The 19,913-nt window shown below is 73.9% G+C and carries 18 protein-coding genes; 7 read left to right on the forward strand and 11 right to left on the reverse strand.

Annotated features, from left to right (window positions below; all coding sequences use genetic code 11):
- The first annotated feature begins 27 nt into the window (after positions 1-27).
- The 4 genes from FH609_RS25140 (at position 28) to FH609_RS25155 (ending at position 4,338) form a co-directional block, all read left to right on the forward strand.
- A complete protein-coding gene (locus FH609_RS25140) occupies positions 28-945 on the forward strand; it encodes a carbohydrate ABC transporter permease (RefSeq protein WP_139672121.1) in 918 nt (305 codons plus the stop codon).
- The gene (locus tag FH609_RS25145) at positions 942-1,820 is read left to right on the forward strand and encodes a carbohydrate ABC transporter permease (RefSeq protein WP_139671780.1); all 879 of its coding nucleotides are present in this window, start codon (positions 942-944) and stop codon (positions 1,818-1,820) included. The genes FH609_RS25140 and FH609_RS25145 overlap by 4 nt, the downstream gene beginning before the upstream one ends.
- A gap of 48 nt (positions 1,821-1,868) precedes the next feature.
- A complete protein-coding gene (locus FH609_RS25150; protein WP_226961937.1) occupies positions 1,869-2,951 on the forward strand; it encodes a LacI family DNA-binding transcriptional regulator in 1,083 nt (360 codons plus the stop codon).
- A gap of 391 nt (positions 2,952-3,342) precedes the next feature.
- Entirely contained in the window at positions 3,343-4,338 is a 996-nt protein-coding gene (locus tag FH609_RS25155; protein ID WP_193318035.1) for a helix-turn-helix domain-containing protein, read from the forward strand.
- Between the two features lie 37 nt (positions 4,339-4,375).
- Here FH609_RS25155 and FH609_RS25160 read toward each other — a convergent pair whose 3' ends face one another.
- Together FH609_RS25160 and FH609_RS25165 are read right to left on the reverse strand one after the other, a co-directional pair.
- A complete protein-coding gene (locus tag FH609_RS25160) occupies positions 4,376-4,864 on the reverse strand; it encodes an iron chaperone (RefSeq protein WP_139671785.1) in 489 nt (162 codons plus the stop codon).
- A gap of 76 nt (positions 4,865-4,940) precedes the next feature.
- On the reverse strand, positions 4,941-5,396 hold the full coding sequence (locus tag FH609_RS25165) for a carboxymuconolactone decarboxylase family protein (protein ID WP_139672127.1): 456 nt from the start codon (positions 5,394-5,396) through the stop codon (positions 4,941-4,943).
- 160 nt (positions 5,397-5,556) lie between these two features.
- Here FH609_RS25165 and FH609_RS31900 point away from each other — a divergent pair, with 160 nt between their 5' ends.
- Positions 5,557-8,484: a tetratricopeptide repeat protein gene (locus FH609_RS31900; RefSeq protein WP_405379096.1), complete on the forward strand. Its 2,928-nt coding sequence runs from the start codon at positions 5,557-5,559 to the stop codon at positions 8,482-8,484.
- A 45-nt stretch (positions 8,485-8,529) separates the two neighbouring features.
- On the opposite strand, the gene FH609_RS25180 is transcribed toward FH609_RS31900, so the two are convergent.
- The 5 genes from FH609_RS25180 to FH609_RS25200 all read right to left on the reverse strand — a co-directional run bounded on the left by FH609_RS25180 (position 8,530) and on the right by FH609_RS25200 (position 13,277).
- Complete coding sequence (locus FH609_RS25180; RefSeq protein WP_139671789.1) at positions 8,530-9,021, reverse strand: glutathione peroxidase; 492 nt, start codon at positions 9,019-9,021, stop codon at positions 8,530-8,532.
- A 165-nt stretch (positions 9,022-9,186) separates the two neighbouring features.
- The gene (locus FH609_RS25185; protein ID WP_405379099.1) at positions 9,187-10,062 is read right to left on the reverse strand and encodes an ABC transporter ATP-binding protein; all 876 of its coding nucleotides are present in this window, start codon (positions 10,060-10,062) and stop codon (positions 9,187-9,189) included.
- 62 nt (positions 10,063-10,124) lie between these two features.
- Positions 10,125-11,147: a FecCD family ABC transporter permease gene (locus tag FH609_RS25190; RefSeq protein WP_139671797.1), complete on the reverse strand. Its 1,023-nt coding sequence runs from the start codon at positions 11,145-11,147 to the stop codon at positions 10,125-10,127.
- A gap of 1 nt (position 11,148) precedes the next feature.
- A complete protein-coding gene (locus tag FH609_RS25195) occupies positions 11,149-12,141 on the reverse strand; it encodes an iron ABC transporter permease (protein WP_193318046.1) in 993 nt (330 codons plus the stop codon).
- Between the two features lie 50 nt (positions 12,142-12,191).
- Positions 12,192-13,277 (reverse strand): iron-siderophore ABC transporter substrate-binding protein, encoded by a 1,086-nt coding sequence (locus tag FH609_RS25200; protein ID WP_139671801.1) that lies wholly within the window; start codon positions 13,275-13,277, stop codon positions 12,192-12,194.
- A 185-nt stretch (positions 13,278-13,462) separates the two neighbouring features.
- Here FH609_RS25200 and FH609_RS25205 point away from each other — a divergent pair, with 185 nt between their 5' ends.
- Positions 13,463-14,362, forward strand: a complete 900-nt coding sequence (locus tag FH609_RS25205) for a hypothetical protein (RefSeq protein WP_139671804.1) — start codon at positions 13,463-13,465, stop codon at positions 14,360-14,362.
- Positions 14,363-14,456: 94 nt separating this feature from the next.
- On the opposite strand, the gene FH609_RS25210 is transcribed toward FH609_RS25205, so the two are convergent.
- From FH609_RS25210 to FH609_RS25220, 3 genes are all read right to left on the reverse strand, one after another.
- Positions 14,457-15,353, reverse strand: coding sequence for a carbohydrate ABC transporter permease (locus FH609_RS25210; protein WP_139671807.1), 897 nt, complete (start codon positions 15,351-15,353; stop codon positions 14,457-14,459).
- Complete coding sequence (locus FH609_RS25215; RefSeq protein WP_139671810.1) at positions 15,350-16,240, reverse strand: carbohydrate ABC transporter permease; 891 nt, start codon at positions 16,238-16,240, stop codon at positions 15,350-15,352. The genes FH609_RS25210 and FH609_RS25215 overlap by 4 nt, the downstream gene beginning before the upstream one ends.
- A 67-nt stretch (positions 16,241-16,307) precedes the next feature.
- Positions 16,308-17,549 carry an ABC transporter substrate-binding protein gene (locus tag FH609_RS25220; RefSeq protein ID WP_226961939.1) on the reverse strand — a complete coding sequence of 414 codons (1,242 nt, stop codon included), beginning with the start codon at positions 17,547-17,549 and terminating at the stop codon, positions 16,308-16,310.
- 852 nt (positions 17,550-18,401) lie between these two features.
- Here FH609_RS25220 and FH609_RS25225 point away from each other — a divergent pair.
- Positions 18,402-19,436: a LacI family DNA-binding transcriptional regulator gene (locus FH609_RS25225; RefSeq protein WP_139671815.1), complete on the forward strand. Its 1,035-nt coding sequence runs from the start codon at positions 18,402-18,404 to the stop codon at positions 19,434-19,436.
- Between the two features lie 34 nt (positions 19,437-19,470).
- On the opposite strand, the gene FH609_RS31255 is transcribed toward FH609_RS25225, so the two are convergent.
- Positions 19,471-19,770, reverse strand: coding sequence for a hypothetical protein (locus tag FH609_RS31255; protein WP_226961940.1), 300 nt, complete (start codon positions 19,768-19,770; stop codon positions 19,471-19,473).
- Positions 19,771-19,913: the final 143 nt, after the last annotated feature.

Genomic DNA, 19,913 nt, shown 5'->3' on the forward strand with positions numbered 1-19,913 from the left:
GCGCACGTCGCCCCGCCGCCCGCCCCCGTGGAGGGCCGACGGGCGTGGCCGCGCCCGCGCTGGCAGACGCTCCGCGCGCTCAAGGGCGCCGCGTTCGCCGCCCCGTTCCTCCTCGGCTTCCTCTTCGTCTTCGTCCTGCCGGTCGGCTACGCCGTCCACGAGAGCCTGTTCACCGAGCGCAGCTCGGGCCTGGGCATCGGCGGCCAGGAGCGGGTCTTCGTCGGCCTCGACAACTTCACCCGCGGCCTCGGAGACGGCGCGTTCTGGGCGTCCATGCTGCGGGTCCTGGTCTTCGCCTGCGTGCAGATCCCGGTGATGCTCGGCCTCGCGCTGGTGATGGCGCTGCTGCTGGACACCCTGGCCACCCGCACCGCGCACCGCTACCGGCTGGCGTTCCTGATCCCCTACATGATCCCTGGCGTCGTCGCCGCGCTGATGTGGATGTACCTCTACAGCCCCCGACTCGGGCCGCTGACCGACGTGTTGGGCACCCTCGGGCTCGACGCCGACTTCTACGCCTCCGAGATGCTGTGGGTCTCCCTGGGCAATCTGCTGACCTGGCACGGCGTCGGCTACAACATGCTGATCATCTACGGCGCGCTGCTGGCCGTGCCGAGGGAGCTGTTCGACGCCGCCCGCGTCGACGGCGCCTCCGAGCTGCGGATCGCGCTCCAGATCAAGGTGCCGTACGTGCGGGGCGCGCTGGTGCTGACCGGGATGCTCTCCATCATCGGGATGCTCCAGATCTTCAACGAGCCGCTGCTCTTCCGACAGGTCGCCCCCGAGACCGTCACCAAGAACTACACGCCGATCCTGATGATCTACCACCAGGCGTTCGACGCGGGCGACTACCACTACGCCGCCGCCCTGTCGATCATCCTCGCGCTCGTCGTGGGCGCCGTGTCCTTCGTCTTCTACAAGCTCACGAACAGGCAGCCCCTATGAAGAACCCCGCGCAGCGCGCGACGACGGCCGGAGCCGCCCCGGCCCGTCGGAGCAACGCCCTGGTCCTGCTCGGGCTCGCGCTCTTCACCCTCTACTCCGTGGCCCCCGTGTGGTGGCTGCTGGTCTCGGTCACCAAGAACCAGCGCGACCTGCTCTACTCCAACGGCCTGTGGTTCGCCGACTTCAACCTGCTGGACAACCTCCGCCAGGTCCTCCGCTACAACGACGGCATCTTCTTCCGCTGGTTGCTCAACTCCCTGCTCTACGCCGGCGTCGGGGCCCTGGTCTGCACGGTGGTCGCGATCGGCGCCGGCTACGCGCTCTCCCGCTTCCGGTTCTTCGGGCGGGGCGTGGCGCTGGGCGCGGTGATCGGCTCGTTCCTCATCCCGTACGCGATGCTGACGCTGCCGCTCTATCTGTTGTTCTCCCGGATCGGGCTGGTCAACTCGGTGTGGGCGGTGCTGATCCCGTCGTTCGTCAGCCCGTTCTCCGTCTATCTCGCCAAGGTCTACGTGGACGGCGCCATCCCCGTCGAGCTGATCGAGGCGGCCCGCATCGACGGGGCGGGGGAGCTGCGGATCTTCGGGCAGATCGTGCTGCGGATGATGACCACCGGCGGCGCGACGGTCTTCCTGCTGGCGTTCGTGCAGAACTGGAACCAGTTCTTCCTGCCCCTGACCATGCTGCGCGGCGAGGAGCAGTGGACGTTGAGCCTGGGCCTGTTCGCCTGGAACGCCAAGCGGGACGAGGCCGAGATCGACCTGTCCGCGCTGGTGCTCACCGGCTCGCTGCTGTCGATCGTGCCGCTGGCCGTCTTCATGGTGGCCATGCAGCGGTACTGGCGCACCGGCGTCACCCTGGGCAGCCTCAAGTGACGCCCGCGCGGCGGTCGCCGGGCGCGGCGGAAAACTAGACTGGGCCGGGTGACGACCAAGGCTGACCAGATCCCGCGCCCGGGGCGCGCCACCCTCAAGGACGTCGCGCAGCGCGCCGGCGTCTCGGTGCCCACCGTCTCCCGGGTGATCGCCGGGAACTACCCGGTCGCGGTCAGCACCAGGCGCCGGGTCGAGAAGGCCCTGCGCGAGCTGGACTACGTCGCCAACACCCACGCCAGGGCGCTGCGCGGCCAGGCCATCAAGGCGGTCGCCTTCATCCTCAACGACGTGCGCGGCCCGTCGTTCGCGCAGGTCGCGCACGGCATCGAGGAGGAGGCGGCGCGGCGTGGGCGGCTGTGCCTGATCTGCACCACGGGCGGCGACCCGGTCCGCGAGCTGGACGCGGTGCGGCTGATGCGCGAGCAGGGCGCCGAGGCCGTGATCCTCATCGGCAGCGTGCGGGACGACGACTCCTACCGCCGGCAGATGCGTTCCCTCGCCGCCTCGCTGGACCAGGCCGGCTCCCGGCTGGTGCTGTGCGGGCGGCCCTCGCTGGGCCCCGAGGTGCCGGCCACGGTGGTGGAGTACGAGAACGAGGCCGGCGCCCACGCGGTGACCAGCCGGCTGCTGGCGGCCGGGCACCGCAGGGTGCTGTTCTTCGGCGGCGAGGAGGAACAGACCACCTCCGCCCAGCGGTTGGCCGGCTACCGCCGCGCCCTCGACGACTACGGGGTGGCGTTCGACCCGGCTCTGGTGGAGCCGGCCGACTTCACGCGGGACGCCGCCTACCTGGGGCTGCGGGAACGGCTGGCCGCCGGCCGGGACTTCACCGCCGTCTTCGCCGTCACCGACGCGATCGCCGCCGGCGCGCTGCGGGCCCTCACCGAGGCGGGGCTGTCCGTTCCCGAGGAGGTCTCGCTGGTCGGCTACGACGACGTGCCGCCGGCCACCGACCTGCGGCCCCAACTCACCACCGTGCACGTGCCCTACGAGGAGCTGGGCCGCACCGCCGTCCGGCTCGCCCTGGACAGCCGGGCGCGCCCGGCCCAGGGCGGGCAGCATGTGCTGCTCGGCACCCATGTGGTGGTCCGCGCCTCGGTGGCCCCGCCGGGGGAGGTGCCGGCGGCCTGAGGGGGCGGGGCGGCGCCGTCCGGTCGCGGGCCGGTTGGTCCCCGGTCGTTGCCCGGTCATGGGGCGGGCGGGCCGTTGTCGGCCCGCTCGCGGATGACCCATCGTTGGCGAGTGTCCCGCGCCGGCGGGCGCCGTTCCCCGGTACCTGGCACCGGGCACCTGGCACCGACCCGGAACCGGCTCGGAACACGCCGCGTCCCCGTGACGGACCGCCGTCCGCGAGCGATCGAAGGAGACCGATGATCACAACCAGCCTGACGAGCGAGCACTTACCCGGAGCGGAACGCTTCGACTCGGTGGCGTGCCCCTCGAACTCCCGGGTCCGCCGCACGCCCCGGCTGATCCGTCACGCCGACCGGGCCGCGCGGCGGGGTGTGGGGGAGGGGAACCGGTGAGGGAGACGGTGTACTCGGGCGAGGGGCGCAGCGGCGCGGAGCGGTTCGAGCGCTGGCGGCAGGCCGCGTTCGCCAGCCACAACCCGTGCGAACTCCTCCTGGAACGCCCGGAGGACTTCGACGCCAGCCTGCGGGTGCTCGACCTGGGCGCCGTGTGGGGCACGTCGTTCCGCTGCCCGCCGATGACCTCCGCCAGGACGGCGAGGCTGATCCGGCAGGCCGACCCCGAACTGCTCTATCTGGCCGTCCCCCGACGGGGCCGCATCGCCGTCGACCACGCCGACGGCCAGCTCACCGTCGACACCGGCCAGTTGCTCGTCATGAGCAGCTCCTACCCCTACCGCGCCCGGCTGTCGGGCGGGGACGACGCCGAACCCGCCTTCGCCCTGGACGACCTGCTCGTTCCCCGGGCGCTGCTGCCCGCCTCCCTGGCGACGTGCAGCCCCTCGGTCGCGCTGTGCCTCCCCTCGGACCTGGGGCTCGGCGGGCTGCTGAGCCAGTTCCTGACCCAACTGGTGGACGATGCCGACGCGTTCCGCCCGGCGTCCCCCCACACCCTCGGCACCGTCGCGGTCGACCTGGTCGGGGCGCTGCTCAGCGCGCACCTCGACCGGCCGCTGCCGCCCGAGGAACGGGAGCGCGCCCTGACGCTGCGCGTCCACGCCTTCGTCCAACGGCATCTGGCCGAGCCCGACCTGTCGCCGGCACACATCGCGGCGGCCCACCACCTGTCGGTGCGCTCGTTGCACCGGCTGTTCCAGCGGAACGGGACGACGGTGCGGTCGTTCCTGCGGGGGCAGCGGCTGGAGCGGGCGCGCCGGGCGCTGCGGGACCCGGCCTCGGCCCAGCTGCCGATCGCGGCGATCGCGCGGCGGCACGGCTTCGTGCGGCCGGCCGACTTCACCCGGGCGTTCCGGGCGGCGTACGGCCAGCCGCCGAGCGACTACCGGGAGGCGGCGCTGCGGGGCGCGATCGGGTGCGGCGGCTCGTGAGGGCGGTGTCCCGTGGGGGCGGCGGTGCGCGCCGGGGTCAGCCCGCCGCCCTGCGCACCAGGTCGCGGATGCGCCGCTCCTCGGCGGGCGCCAGCCCCGTCAGCGCGAAGGCCGTCGGCCACATCGTGCCCTCGTCGAGGTTCGCCGTGTCGTTGAAGCCGAGGGTGGCGTAGCGCGCGCCGAACTTCGCCGCGCTCTGGAAGAAGCAGACGACCTTGCCGTCCCTGGCGTAGGCCGGCATCCCGTACCAGAGCTTGGGCGCCAGCTCCGGCGCGCTGGCCCTGACGATGGCGTGCACCTGCTCGGCCATCGCGCGGTCCGAGCCCTCCATCTCGGCGATCTTCTCGACCACGGCGGCCTCGTCCTGGGCGGCGCGCTCCTCGCGCGACAGGCGGCGCGAGGACGCCCTGACCTCCTTGGCGCGCTCCTTCATCGCAGCCCGCTCCTCGGGCGTGAAGCCCTCGGCGGCCCCGCCCGTGGTCTTGCTCGTGGTCTTGCTCGCGGTCTTCTTCTGGCTGTCGGCCATGGTGGTTTCCTCCGTTATCGGAACGATGGTGTGGTTACATCCTGCTGCCCGGCGGCCGCCGAGCGGGTCCTGCGGGTCATCGCGCCGCGCCGGCGCCTTGGCGGGTGGCGGCGTTGAGCCGGTTGCGCAGGTTGGTGACGCCGACCGTCAGCAGCAGCCCGGCCAGCCGCCACTCGTCGAAGTGGGTGGCGGCCGCGTCCCAGGTGTCGTCGGTGACCGCGTCGGGCCGGTCCGCCAGCCGGGTCGCCGCCTCGGCCAGCGCGAGGGCCGCCCGTTCCGCCCCGTCGAAGGCGCGGGACTGCCGCCAGACGGCGACCGTGGCCAGCGCCTCCTCGCTCGCGCCCGCCACGCGGGCCGCCCGGGCGGCGGCCTCGACGCAGGCGCCGCTGCCGTTGATCTGACTCACCCGCAGCCGCACCAGCTCCACGGTCAGCGGCGCCACGCCGGCGGCGCGCGCCGCCTCGTCGAGGCCGGCCAGCAGCCCGGCCGCCGCCGGCAGCACGGCGGCGGGGTCCCGCATCCGCGATCGCACGGGCATCCGTTCGTCCTCCCTCGGGGGTTCGGGGCCCGGTTCCTCGGGCCTGTCCCCAGCACACCGCGATCCGCCGCGCCGGGCCACGGGGTTGGGACACCCTGGGACAGCCGCAACGGCCTTGACCAGCGGCGACCCGGACGGACAGACTCCTTGTCCGATGGGACGGGGAGGCGAGAGGCCGGTGGAACCGACCGAGGCCGGGCGGGAGTTGGCGGACCGGCTGGGCCTGCTCCGGGAGCTGTCCGGGCTCGGCGTGCGGGCCCTCGCCCGGGAGACGGGGCTCAGCTCCTCGTCGCTGTCCCGCTATCTCAACGGGCAGACCGCGCCGCCCTGGCCGGCCGTGGTCGCGCTCTGCCGCCGGGTGGGACGCGACCCGCGCCCGCTGCGCCCGCTGTGGGAACGGGTCGCCCGACCGCTGCCGGCGCCGCCCAGGAGCAGCCGGCTGGCGAAGCCGCCGGCGCGGAACGAACTGCCGCGCGACGCCCCCGACTTCACCGGGCGCGAGGCCGCGCTGGCCGCCGTGTTCGCGGCGCTCGACAGCCATCGCGCCGTCTCGGTCGACGGCATGGCCGGCGTCGGCAAGACCTGCCTGGCGGTGCGGGCCGCGCACCGGCTCGCCGACGACTTCCCCGACGGCCAGCTCTATGTGGACCTGCACGGCTTCACCGAGGGCCGGCCGCCGCTCGACCCGGAGTCCGCGCTGCGCACCCTGCTGGGCGCGCTCGACGTGCCCTCCGAGCGGGTGCCCCGGGACGGGCTGGAACGGCTGGCCGCCTGCTGGCGCTCGGAGTTGGCCGGCCGCCGGGTCGTCCTCGTGCTGGACAACGCGGCCGAGGCCGGGCAGGTGCGGCCCCTGCTGCCGGGCGCCGGCCGTTCCGTCGCGCTGGTCACCAGCCGCAACCGGCTGCTCGGCCTCGACGAGGTGCCCCCGGTCTCGCTCGACGTGCCCGACGCGGCGGAGAGCGCGGAGCTGCTGGCCCGTGCCAGCGGCGACCCGGGCGGCCCCGAGGGGCGGCTGGCCCGCGACCCCGAGGCGGTGGCCGAGGTGGTGCGGCGCTGCGGCCGGCTGCCGCTGGCGCTGCGACTGGCCGCCGCCCGGCTGCGGCACCGGCCCGGCTGGACGGTGGGCGTGCTGGCGGAACGGATGGCGCGGGACGCCGAGTCCGCCGGCGCCGAGGCCACCGACGCCGCGTTCGCCATGTCCGTGCGGCAGTTGGACCGCCGCAGGGCTCGGCTGTTCCGGATGCTGGGGCTGCTGCCGGGGGCCACCTTCGACGCCCATGTGGTCGCCGCGCTGGCGGACGTTGCCCTGGCCGAGGCGGAGGCCGCGCTGGAGGACCTGCTCGACGCGCACCTGGTGCAGCAGCCGACGGCCGACCGCTACCGGCTGCACGACCTGGTGCACCGCCACGCGCGCCGGTCCTGCGCCGAACAGGACGCGCCGGCCGAACGGGAGCGCGCCCTGCGTCGGGTGCTCGACTACGCCGTGCACGCGGCGGCCGCCGCCGACGCGGCGATGCCGTTCCTCGCGCCGAGGCGCCCGCCCGCCGCCGGCCGGGCCCCGGCCGCCCTGCCGCGCTTCGCCGACCGGCACGCCGCGTTCGCCTGGCTGGTGGCCGAGTACGGCAACCTGATCGCCGCCTTCGAGACGGCCGACGCCGTCGGCGCCGACGCGCACGTCGCCGAGCTGCCGCGCTTCCTGCGCGCCTACTTCGCGCGGCGCTGCGGCACCACGCACCTCAACGCGCTCTTCGAACGGTCGCTGGCCGCAGCCGAACGCCTGGGCGACCCGCTGCGGTTGGCGGAGGCGCACAGCGACCTGGGCTTCGCGCGCTACCACGCGGGGCGGACGGCGGAGGCCGCCGCCGCGTACGCGGCGGCGGAACGGCTACTCGCCGGGGCGGGCGGCGCGGCGGACGGCGCCCCGCCGGCGGGCGCGAACGGTGGCGCCGTGCCGGCGGATGTGGACGACGGGGCCGCGCCGGCGGGCGTGGGGCATGGTGCCGCCTCGTCGGTGGGCGTCGACGACGGTTCCTCGCCGGCGGGCGTGGACGGCGATGCGGTGCGGGGGGACGCGGGACACGGCGCCGCGCTGGTGGGCCCGGGGCACGGTGCCGCCCCGCCGGCGGGCGCGAACGGTGGCCCCGTGTCGGCCGATGTGGACGGCGACGCGATGCCGGCGGAGGCGAACGGTGCCGCTGGGCCGGCCGGCGTGACCGGCGTGACCGGCAGGGCCGCGCCGGTGGACGCGGAGTACGGCGCCGCCGTGCCGGCGGAGCTGCACGACGCCGGCGCGCCGGTGGACGCCAACGATCCGGTCGTACCGGCGAACGCGAACGCCGAGTACGGGGCGCGGGTCGAGGCCGAACTGGCCATCCGGCGGGGCTATCTGAGCTGGGACGAGGGGCGGGTCGACGAGCCGCTGGAGCTGTTCCGGCAGGCCGGCCGCCGCTTCGCGGGGGCCGGCGCCCCGACGGACGCCGCCCACGCGGCGGCGGCCGAGGCGTGGGCGCTGCTGCAACTCGGCCACCGCGCCGAGGCGGCCCGGCGGGCCCGCGCCGTGCTGGAAACCCCGCACGACGACCCGGCCTGGCCGCCCGCGCTGACGGCGCGGATCACGCTCGGCGTGGCCACGGCCGCCGAGACGCCGGGCGCGGCGGCGGCCGAACTGCGCCGCGCCCTCGCGGCGGCCCGCGCCGACGGCCACCTGCACAACCAGGCGTGGTGCCTCAACTGCCAGGGCGTCGCGCTGCGCGAGATGGGCCGGTACGAGGAGGCGCTGGCCAGCCACCGGGAGGCGTTCGCGCTGCTCGACGAGGTGTTCGAGGAGCACTGGAAGATTCACTTCCTCAACGGCTACGGCGAGACCTGCCGGCTTGCCGGCCGCGCCGACCAGGCGCTGCGGCTGCACCGGCAGGCCCTCGAACTGGCCCCGAGGCTGGGCAACCGCCACCAGGAGGCGCTGGCCCACGAGGGCATCGCCGCGCTGCTGGCGCCGACCGACCCGGCCGGCGCCGCCGAACACCGCGCGGCGGGCCGCGCGGTGCTGCGCCACCTCACCGAGGCGGCCACCGCCGCCCCCTGACCCGCCCGCCGAGCCGTGGCCGGCGCAACCCGCCCGCGCCGCCGGTCAGTTGGGCAGCGCCGCCTCGATCGCCGCGACCAGCTCCGCGTCTTCCGGCTCGGTGCGCGGCCGGTACCGGCCGACGATCCGGCCGTCGGGGGAGACCAGGAACTTCTCGAAGTTCCACTGCACGTCGCCCGCCTCGCCGCCGGCGTCGGCCGCGCCGGTCAGCTCCGCGTAGAGCGGGTGCCGGCCCGGCCCGTTGACCTCGATCCGTTCGAACATCGGGAACGTCACGCCGTAGGTCGCCGAGCAGAACGCGCGGATCTCCTCCGAGCTGCCCGGCTCCTGCCCCGCGAACTGGTTGCAGGGGAAGCCCAGGACGCTGAAGCCGCGCGGCGCGTACCGCTCGTGGAGCCGTTCGAGCCCCTCGTACTGCGGGGTCAGCCCGCAGCGCGAGGCCACGTTGACCACCAGCAGCAGCTGGCCACGGAACGCGTCCAGCGAGGTGTCCTCACCCTCAAGCGTCCGCAGCTTCGTGTCGTACAGATCCGTCACGGTCTCTCCCACTCGTCGTCTCTCCCACCCGCCGGTCGGGCTCGTCGGCCGCCGCCCGCCGCGCCGCACGGAAACGGCCCGGCGACGAGCGGCCGAACGCCGATCACCGACCCTACGCCAGCGCACCGCCAGGCCCCGGGCGCCGGCCGGGGCCTGGCGGTGCGCTCAGCCGTTCTCGACCGGCGCGTGGTGGCGCCCGACCGGCAGGACCAGCGGCGTGCCGGTGATCGGATCGGCGGTGACGCGGCAGGTGAGGGCGAAGACGTCGGTGACGGTCTCCTCGGTGATCACCTCGCCCGGCGGCCCGGCGGCCACGATCCGGCCGGCCTTGAGCGCCACCAGGTGGTCGGCGTAGCGGCTGGCCTGGTTGAGGTCGTGCAGCACCATGGCGATGGTGCGGCCCTCGTTCCGGTTGAGGTCGGTGACCAGGTCGAGGACGTCGATCTGGTGCGCCAGGTCGAGATAGGTGGTCGGCTCGTCCAGCAGCAGCACCGGGGTGTCCTGGGCGACGGCCATCGCGATCCAGGCCCGCTGCCGCTGCCCGCCGGAGAGTTCGTCGACGGTCCGGCCCGCCAGCTCGGTCAGCCCGGTGGCGGCCAGCGCGTCGTGCACGGCCCGCTCGTCGGCGTTCGACCACTGCCGCCACCACGTCTGGTGCGGGGAGCGGCCCCGCGTCACCAGGTCGCGCACGGTCAGCCCCTCGGGCGCGATCGGCGACTGCGGCAGGATGCCGAGCCGGCGGGCCAACTCCCGGGTGGGCATGGCGTGCACGTCCCGGCCGTCGAGGTGAACGGCGCCGGACCTGGGGGCCAGCAGCCGGGCCAGCGCGCGCAGCAGGGTCGACTTGCCGCAGGCGTTGGCGCCCACGATCGCGGTGATCCGGCCGGGCGGCAGCGCCAGGTCCAGGTCCTCCACGACGGGCCTGGCGCCGTAGCCGAGGGTCAGCCCCGTGGTGCGCAGCCCGACCTCCTCGGGCCCGGGGGATGCGGCGGCCGTCGCGGATTCGGCGGATTCGGCGGATTCGGCGGATGGGCTCGTCAACGGTCCAGCACCCTTTCTCAAACGTCCCATACATCCCATACGTCCCACGCTTCTCACATGCCTCACGCGCGGGCCGCGCGGATCAGCAGCCACAGCAGGAACGGCGCCCCGAACGCGCCGGTGACCACGCCCACCGGCAGTTCGACGCTCGGGATCGCCTCCCGCGCGGCGAGGTCGGCGCCCAACACCACCAGCGCCCCCGTCAGCCCCGAGGCGACCAGCGGCGGGCAGGCCGCGCCGACCAGCCGCTGCGCGATCTGCGGCGCGGCCAGCGCGACGAACGCCACCGGGCCGGCCACGGCGGTGCCGAACGCGACCAGGCCGACGCCCGTCACCAGCAGCGCCAGCCGCAGCCGCTGCACCGGCGTGCCCAGCGCGGTGGCGACCTCGTCGCCGAGTTGCAGGGTGCGGGTCAGCCGGGACAGCAGCAGCGCGGTCGGCAGCAGCACGGCCAACGCCCAGATCAGCGGGGTGAGTTGGCTCCAGGAGCGGCCGTTGAGGTTGCCGACCAGCCAGCCGACGGCGGCCTGCGCCTCGACGAACCGGCCGCGCGCCGTCAGATAGTCGGTCACCGAGGTGCAGATCCAGGCCACTCCGACGCCGACCAGCACGATGCGGTAGCCCGTGGTGCCGCGCCGCCACGCCAGCGCGTAGACCAGCAGCGCGGTGCCCAGCGCGCCCAGCAGCCCGAGGGCCTGGGTGCCCAGGCCGCCGCCCCAGCCCAGCACCAGCCCGGCGACCACGGCGGCGCCCGCGCCCTGGGTGATGCCGATCATGTCCGGGGAGGCCAGCGGGTTGCGGGTCATCGTCTGGAAGATGGCGCCCGAGACGCCGAACGCGACGCCCACCAGCAGCCCGGCCAGCGCGCGCGGCATCCGGAACTCCCGCACCACCAGCAGCGTTCCGGCGTCCCCCGAGCCGGTCAGCGCGGCCAGCACGTCGGTCAGTGGCAGCGGCACGTCGCCGTGCGCGATGCCCAGGCAGAACACCAGCAGCACCGCCGCCGCCAGCGCGCAGCACACCGCCAGGTCGCGCGGGCGCAGCACACCGGAGACGGGCGGGCGGGTCAGTCGGTAGGTCAGCACCTCACACCTCCGTCAGCCGCTGGCGGCGCACCAGGAAGATGAAGAACGGCCCGCCGACGACCGCGACCAGCACCCCGGCCTGGATCTCCACCGGGCGGGCCACCAGTCGGCCCGCGATGTCGGCGGCCAGCAGCAGACACGGGGCCAGCAGCGCGCAGGCCGGCAGCAGCCACCGCTGGTCAGGACCGAGCCCCAGCCGCTGCGCCAGGACGCGGACGGCGTGCGGCACGATCAGGCCGACGAAGACCACCGGCCCGATCAGCGCCACGGAGGCGCCGGTCAGCAGCGTCACGGCGGTGACCCCCGCCAGCCGGATCAGCCGGGTGCGCCGGCCCAGCGCCCGCGCCATGTCCTCGCCCAGGGCGAGGCTGTTGAGCGCGGGCGCCGAGGCCAGGGTGAGCACCGCGCCGACGGCCAGGAACGGCAGCACCCGCAGCAGTTCGCCGCCGTCGGTGTCGGCCAGTGAGCCGGCGGCCCAGAACCGGTAGCGGTTGAGCGACTCCGGCTCGGTCAGCATGATCGCGCTGGTGAACGACGACAGCAGCGCGGTGACCGCCACCCCGGCCAGCGCCAGCTTGACCGGGGTCAGCCCCGCGCGGCCCGCGCTGCTCAGCAGGTAGACGCCGACGGTCGCCACCAGCGCCCCGGCGAACGCGAACCACAGATAGCCGCCGACCGCGCCGATCCCCAGCACCCCGCTGGCCAGCACGATGGCGAACGAGGCGCCGGCGCTGACCCCCAACAGCCCGGGATCGGCAAGGGGGTTGCGGGTCAGCGCCTGCATCAGCCCGCCGGCCAGGCCCAGCGCCGCGCCGGTGGCCAGCGCCAGCAGGGTGCGCGGCACGCGGGCCGACCAGATGATGTTCTCGGTGGTGCGGTCGGGCGCGTCGCCCAGCAGCGTCGCCAGCACGTCGGCCGGCGCGACGTCGCGGGCGCCCAGCGCCAGCGAGGCCAGCGCCAGCAGGGCCAGCGGCGCCAACAGGCCGCCGAGCAGCGCGAGTCCGGGGGCGCGCGCCGCCGGGCGCGCGGGCGCCTCGACCTCGCTCACCGCGCGTCGGCTGGCTGTTCGACGACGGTCGCCGGGTCCCCGTCCACGGCCTGCTCCAGCTGCGGCACCAGGCGGTCGACGACGTAGGGCAGGCTGAGCACGGTGCCGAAGTTGAACGCGGAGCCGTAGTCCGACTCGTTGGCGATCAGGACCTCCCGGCCCTCGGTGACCACCGGCAGCTCGCCGTAGAGCGGGTCCTCGTGGAGCGCCGCGGCGTCGGCCTCCGGGTCGGTGACGATCCAGACCGCCACGTCGTGGTCGAGCAGGTCGGTGCGCTCGCGGCTGATGTTGGCGCCGAACTCGCCGCCCATCACGTCGTCCAGGCCCTCGGGCAGCGAGAGGCCGAGCCCGGTCAGCAGGTTGGAGCGCGGGTCGCGGCTGCCGTAGACGAACATGCCCTCGTACGGGGTGGCGACCACGCCGGTGGACTCGGCGAACTCCGGGTGCGCCGCCGCCTCTTCGGCGATCCGCCCCTCGACCTCGCCCACCAGCCGCTCCGCCTCGGCCGGCCGGCCCAGCGCCTGACCGGTGATCAGCGTCTGCTCCTGCCAGGAGATGCCCCAGTCGACCACGTCCTCGGGCGCGGCGACGACCGGCGCGATCGCGGACAGCGCGTCGTACTGCTCCCGCGTGATGCCCGAGTAGAGCGCCAGGATCAGGTCCGGGTCGAGCAGGGCGATCTCCTCGACCTGCGGCCCGGTGCCCGGGTCCTGGAGCAGGGTCGGGCGCTCGGCGTCGCCCAGGTACTCCTCCGCCCAGGGGCCGATGGCGGACTCGTGCAGCGCCAGCCACTCGGTGGTGCCCACCGGCACGGTGCCCAGGGCCAGCACCGCGTCCTGGTCGCTCAGCCCGACGGTGACGACCCGTTCCGGCTGCTCCTCGACGGTGGTGGAGCCGTAGCGGTGTTCGATGGTCACCGGGAAGGCGCCCGGCTCGGGTTCGGCGGCCGCCGGAGCGGCGCCGTCGGACCCCGATGCTTCGGAGTCGGAGCCGCCGGAGTCGTCGGAGCCGCAGCCGGCGAGGGTGGCGCCCAGGAGGAGGGCGGCGAGGAGGAGCCGGCCGTGACGGAGCGGGCTGGGCATGGCGGTGGTATTCCTTTGCTCGAACAGAACTTAGGGGAGGCTAACCTAAACCTGCCTCGCTGACCAGCGGAGACCGCCCCCACCCAGGCGGCACCGACCGCGCGGCAACCTCCGACGCCCCGGCGGCGACCCGGGGTCGGGGCCACACCGCGCCCCAACCCCCCACTCTCGCGGAGGAGTTGACCATGCTCACCGCCCACCCCCGCCGCCCGCGCCGGGCCCCGACGCTGTACGCGGCCCTGCTGCTGGCCCTGGCCGCCCTGCTGGTCCCGGGCGCGACGGCCGCCACGGCGACCCCGGCACCACCGGCCACCCCGCCGGCCGCCGCCGACCATCCGGACGAGAACTGGAACCCGCCACCCGAGCTTGCCACCGGCCTCGACGAGGTCTGGCGCCACATGGCGGAGACCTATCCCGACCTGTTGGGCTTCCCCAACTACGGCTGGGACCACATCATGGCCAACGGCGGCACGCTCAACTACTGCGTCCGCTGGGAGTCCAGCACCCCGGTCACCGCCGAGCTGCGCGACCAGATCCACACCGTGCTCGACCAGCAGGTCAACCGCTGGATCGAGGCCATCGACGGCTTCGACGGCTTCCCCTACGACCGGGTCCCGGTCACCGTCGTCGGCTGGGCCGCCGCCGACCGGGCCACCCTCCAGTGGGACGACGACGCCGTCGACCTCTACATCGGCGACCTCGACGCCGGCGGAGCGCCGCGCTGCGCGCCCGAGTGCGACCGCTTCTTCCACCAGGACGGCGACTACAGCCAGTGCCCCGGCGGCGAGGCCCGCCACTTCGACCAGTCGCTCTGGCTCACCGACGGCTTCGGTGGCGGCGCCGGCGGCGACTGGGGCCAGCGGATGGGCAGCGAGTACTTCCTCGGCGCCCTCGGCCAGCAGGACATCACCATCCTGCTCCACGAGATCGGCCACACCCTGGGTCTGGACGACTTCTACGACTGGACGCCCACCGGCGTCGACAGCTTCCTGATGCGCGCCGGCAGCGCCCAGCGCATCACCGACTTCGACGCCTGGATGGCCCGCGACTTCTGGCGCCACCTCAAGCCGCGCTACCAGCTCTGACCGTTCGGAAACACGGGAGGGGCCGGCCCGGCGCATTCCGCGCCGGGCCGGCCCCCGTTGACGGGACGGACGGACCCCGTTCAGCCCTTGAACTTCAGCCCTTCAGCGAACCCGCCATCAGCCCGCCGAGGAACCAACGCCCCAGCACCACATAGACGATCAGCGTCGGGAACGAGGCGATCAGCGCCCCCGCCATGCTCGCCGAGTAGTCCTGGAGCTGCCCGCTGGCCAGGAAGTTCAGCGAGATGGTGACCGGCCCGTTGCGCGCGTTGGAGAAGAACAGCGCGAACAGGTAGTCGTTCCACGCCGAGGTGAACTGCCAGATCAGCGTCACCACGAAGGCCGGCGCCGACAGCGGCAGCACCACCGTGGTGAACGTGCGCAGCATCCCCGCGCCGTCCACCCGCGCCGCCTCGATCATCTCCTGCGGAATCCCCGCGTAGTAGTTGCGGAAGATCAACGTGGTGATCGGCAGGCCGAAGACCACGTGCAGCACGATCAGGCTCGGCACCCCGCTGCGGACGCCCAGGTCCTGCATCAGCTCGATCAGCGGGATCATCACCGCCTGGTACGGGATGAACATCCCGAACAGGATCAGCGTGAACACCAGGTTGGCGCCCGGGAAGCGCCACCGGGAGAGCACGAACCCGTTCATCGCGCCCAGCGTCGCGCTGATCAACGCCGCCGGCACCACCATCGCGAACGTCCGCCCCAGCGCGGGCGACAGCTGCTCCCACGCCGAGCGCCAGCCGTCGAAGTACAGCTCGGTCGGCGGCAGCCACGCCCGGTCCGGGGTCGCGTCGCCCGGCCCCTTGAAGCTGGTGACCAGCAGCACATACACCGGCATCAGCACGACGACCAGGAAGAACAGCAACAGCCCGTAGCGCAGCACCCGGATGCCCAGGCTCCGCCTGGCCCGCGCCGTGCGCGCCGGGGTGGCCGGCGCCGGGGCGAGCGGCGCCGGCTTCGGCGCCGAGGAGACCGTGGTCATCGCTGCCGCTCCTGTCGGTAGGTGTACACCAGGTACGGCACGATGAGCACCGCCACGATCACCAGCAACACCGTGCCGATCGCGGCCGAGAGCGCGTAGTCGCCCCGGGTGAACTCGATCCACATCTGCGTCGCCGGCACCTGGGTCGTGTAGTTGGTCTGGCCCGCGATCGCCATCACCAGGTCGAAGACCTTCAGCGACATGTGACCCACGATGATGATCGCGGAGAGCGCCACCGGGCTCAGCTGCGGGAAGATCACATGCCGGTACAGCTGCCACTCGGTGACGCCGTCCATCCGCGCCGCCTCCCGCAACTCCTCCGGCACGCCCCGGAACCCGGCCAGGAACAGCGCCATCACATAGCCCGACAGCTGCCAGATCGCCGGCAGCGTCAGTGCGAGGATGCCCCAGTCGGGGTCGGCCCACCAGGAGTTCTGGAGGAACCCGAGGCCGGTCGACTCCAACAGCCGGTTGATGCCCGAGGCCCGGTCGCCCTCCGCGCTGTTGAGCAGCCACCGCCACACCACACCCGAGGCGATGAACGACACCGCCATCGGGAACAGGTACACGGTGCGGAAGAAGCCCTCACCCCGCGCGCCGCGCTCCAGCAGCCACGCCCACAGGAAGCCGAAGAACAGCGCGCCGACCAGGAAGGCCAGGGTGTACAACAGCAGGTTGCCCAGGGCGTGTTGGAAGTCGTCGTCGGTGAAGAGCGTCGTGTAGTTCTCGAAGCCCACATAGCCGTCGGCGGGGGCGCGGGTGTGACGGTCGGTCAGCGAGGTGTTGATGTTGACGGCGATCAGCCAGTAGACGAACACCCCGACCAACACGACCGTCGGCGCGATCAGCAGCAGCGGCGGCCCGAAGTTCTGGACCCGTCTGCGCACGCTTCACCTCCAGGATTGCGGGGGCCGGCCCGGGTGAGGGCCGGCCCACCGGTGCGGTCGGTCGGTCCTACTCGGCGAGCTGGCTCTCCGCCGTGGCGGCCAGGTCCTCCTGGAGCGAGGCGACGTCGCCGCCGCTGCCGAACTCGCTGATCGCGGCGGTGATGTCGGTCAGCCAACTCACCGGGGCCGCGGCGCCGTGCGCCAGCGAGGAGACGATGGTGTCCTGCGCGAAGGACTCCACGGCGGTCTGCTGGTACTCGCCCAGACCCGAGGTGTCCGCCTCCAGGTTCGCCGGGATCGAGCCCTTGGCCGAGTTGAACGCCTCCTGGCCCTCGGCGCTGGCCACCGTGTCCAGCCAGGCCCGCGAGGCGTCCGGGTTGGGCGCGCCGACCGGCAGCGTGAACGAGTCGGCCAGGAAGTCGAAGACGCCGTCCGTGCCCGGCACCGGGAACGTCAGGTAGTCCGTGCCGAAGACCTTGTCCTGCCCGGCGAACGCGGCCTCAGCCCAGTCGCCCATGACGTTGAACGCGGCGTCACCGTCGATCACCTGCTGGGTCGCGTCCGGCCAGTCCAGCGACTGGCGGTCGGAGTTGGTGAAGCCCAGCAGCGTCTCGTAGTGCTCAAGCGCCCCGGTCACCTCGGCGCCGGCCCAGTCGGTGCTCCCGTCCCACAGCCCGTTGTAGGCGTCGGGCCCGAGGTCGGCGAGGAGCACCGTCTCCAGCAGGTGCACCTGGGTCCAGTCCATGCCGATGGACAGCGGGGTGATGCCCGCCTCCTGGATGCGCTCCAGGTCGGCGATCCACGCGTCCAGGTCGGCGTACTCGGCGTTCGGGTCGACGCCGGCCTCCTCCAGCACCGCCGGGTTGGCCCACACCACGTTGGCGCGGTGGATGTTGGAGGGCACCGAGTAGTACTCGCCGTCCTGCTGGATCTGCTCCAGCAGGCCCGGCGGGAAGAGCTGGTCCCAGCCCTGCTCGGCGTAGGTGTCGGTGAGCGGCTCGATGTCGCCCTGCTCGATGTAGTCGGTCAACTCGGCGCCGGCGTGGGCCTGGAAGGTGCCGGGCGGGTCGTTGGTCTGGAGGCGGGAGGCGAGCACGTTCTTGGCGTCGCTGCCGGCGCCGCCGGCCACCGCGCCGTTGACGAAGGTCAGGTCGGGGTTCTGCTCCTCGAAGACGGCGACCAGCGCGTCCAGGCCCTCCTTCTCGCTGCCCTGGGCCCACCAGGTGAAGACCTCCACCTCGCCCTCGCCGGTGCCCGAGCCGCCGTCCTCGCCGCAGGCGGTCGCGCCGAACGCGGTGACCAGTGCCACCGCCGCCGCCCCTATGCACCGGGTTCTGGTCGTCCTGCCTGGGATCTTCATTGCTCCTCCGGGTTTCCTGGCGTGCTTCGGGCCCCGAGGCCCTGGGCGGTGGCGGTCTCGGGACCGTGGAACGGACGGACACCGAGGCCAAGGGAACGGGTCCCCGGCTCGCGGTTCCGGGAGACCGACCGTGACAACCGTTGGCTCACGAGGGTCAACGCGGGCGCGGGCGGGGCGCGGTGACGGCGCGCGGGCCCGGCGGCGGGAGTTGACCGTGAGAACCGTCTCGAACGGCGAACGCGGGGTGTGATGCGGGGGCCGGCCGGCGCGCCGCCTGGGCGGTTCGCGGCTCGACTCCGCCGCCCTGCGCGGCCGTTGACATCGATGTCACGACCCCAGAGTCTGACGACCCCGGATCGGGCTGTCAAGGTCGATTCTGTTACGGATTGTTGGTCGGTGATGATTGATCTCAATCTGTAACAAGCACATGTGAGAGCGGGTTGCTGTCACAATCGGCCCACCTCGCGACCGTTCCGCTCCGACCGCGCGCCGCCCGGCGGCAGCCGGCCGGTCGCGCTGGCCCACGTTGTCGTCCCCGGCTTCGGGGAGGGGGCGGCCCGAACGGGCCGGTCGACGGCCGGCGTTGGGGGCGGCGCTAGAGGCCCGTTCGGCATCCCGGACGCGGCGGCGGGCCGGGTGATGGAAAGCGGTTGCACCTGTCCTTTCGTGTCTCACGTTGTCAACTAATGTTGGAACGTGGCGGGCCGTGGAGCTTACTCGGTTAACTTCCCGAACTCATCGCGATGACCTGCGTGAAGAGGACTGTGGTCACGCTCACAGCCCGGTGTTAGTCTTCCGGCCATGACCTCGATGGACAGTCGGCCGGCGCCCGGCGCGGTCGACGTCGTGGCCCGCCCCACGCTGGACGATGTGGCGCGGCTGGCCGAAGTCAGCCGCAAGACCGTCTCGCGCGTGATGTCCGGCGGCCAGAACGTCGCGCCGGACACCAGGGAACGGGTGCTGCGCGCCGCCAAGGCGCTGCGGTTCCGGCCCAACGCGGTCGCCCGCGACCTGCGGACCGGGGGTACGTCCCGCACCGTGGCCTTCGTCATCGGCGACCTCACCAACCCCTTCTACGCGGCCGTCGCCTCCGGCGTCGAGCGCGCGCTGGCCCGGCAGGACCTCACGATGGTGCTCGCGGCCACCGAGGACCAGGTGGAGCGCGAGGTCCAGGCGGTCACGGCGATGCTCGAACGCCGCGTCCGCGCCCTGCTGTTGGTGCCCATCTCCGACGACCACTCCTATCTCGACGGCGAACGCGAGCTGGGCACGCCCATCGTCGCCGTGGACCGTCCCCTCTCCCACGCGGTCAGCGACCTGGTGGTGCTGGACAACCGGGGCGGCGCCGCGCTGGCACTGCGCGCGCTGGTCGACGCCGGCCACCGGCGGATCGCGTTCGTCGGCTCCTCCTCGCGGCTCCGCCCGCACGCGGAGCGCCGCGCCGGGTACGAGGACGTGCTGCGCGCGGCCGGGCTGCCGGTGGACGAGGCGCTGATCCGGCAGGACGCGCCCGACGTGGACGCGGCCGAGGCGGCGACCGGCCAGCTGCTGGCGCTGCCCGACCCGCCGACGGCGGTCTTCACGGCCAACAACCGCGCCACGGCCGGCGCGGCCCGCGCGCTGCGCGGGCACCCGTCGCGGGTAGTGCTCTTCGGCTTCGACGACTTCGAGCTGGCCCAGGCGACGGGCGTCAGCGTGGTCGCCTACGACCCGGCGCAGATGGGTGAGGCCGCCGCCGCGCTGGCCCTGGAGCGGCTGGGGCGGCCCTCGCGCACCACGGAGCAGATCACCCTGCCGACGCATCTGCTGGTGCGCGGCGACATCTCCCCGGCGTGACCGGCCGTCCGGCGCAGGGGAGTTGGGCGCCGCTTCAGTAGAGATCGTCCAACGGCTCGACCAGCGCGCGGAGTTCACGCGCGCTGCGGCGGGAGAGCGCGCGCATGACCGACTCCAGGAACTCCCTGGCCTCGAACGGGTCGCCGCAGCACGCCCAGATCAGACAGCCGCCGTTCGTCCGCTCGTCCCAGAGGCGATGCCCCGGCTCGCGGACGAAGGTCCGCCAGCGCCGCAGCGCCTCCGCCGTGCCGCCGGCCCAGAGGTAGTTCCGCGTGCGCTCGATGTGGAGGATCTCGGCCAGCGCCGCGCGGGAGAGGCCGGAGGGGCCGTCCACGGTTCTCTGTTGTGACGTCCGGCGCCGCGGCGGCAGCTCGGCCCGGACGTGCCCCGGCCGCCTACGCGGCATGGGCCTTTCGGTCGGGTGACGGGTGGCTCAGGTGGTTCAGACGGCTCATGGCGGCATCCTGCCAGAGCCGG

Origin of the sequence: Streptomyces sp. 3MP-14, from assembly GCF_006334905.2 — a bacterium.
Classification (GTDB): domain Bacteria; phylum Actinomycetota; class Actinomycetes; order Streptomycetales; family Streptomycetaceae; genus Streptomyces; species Streptomyces triticirhizae.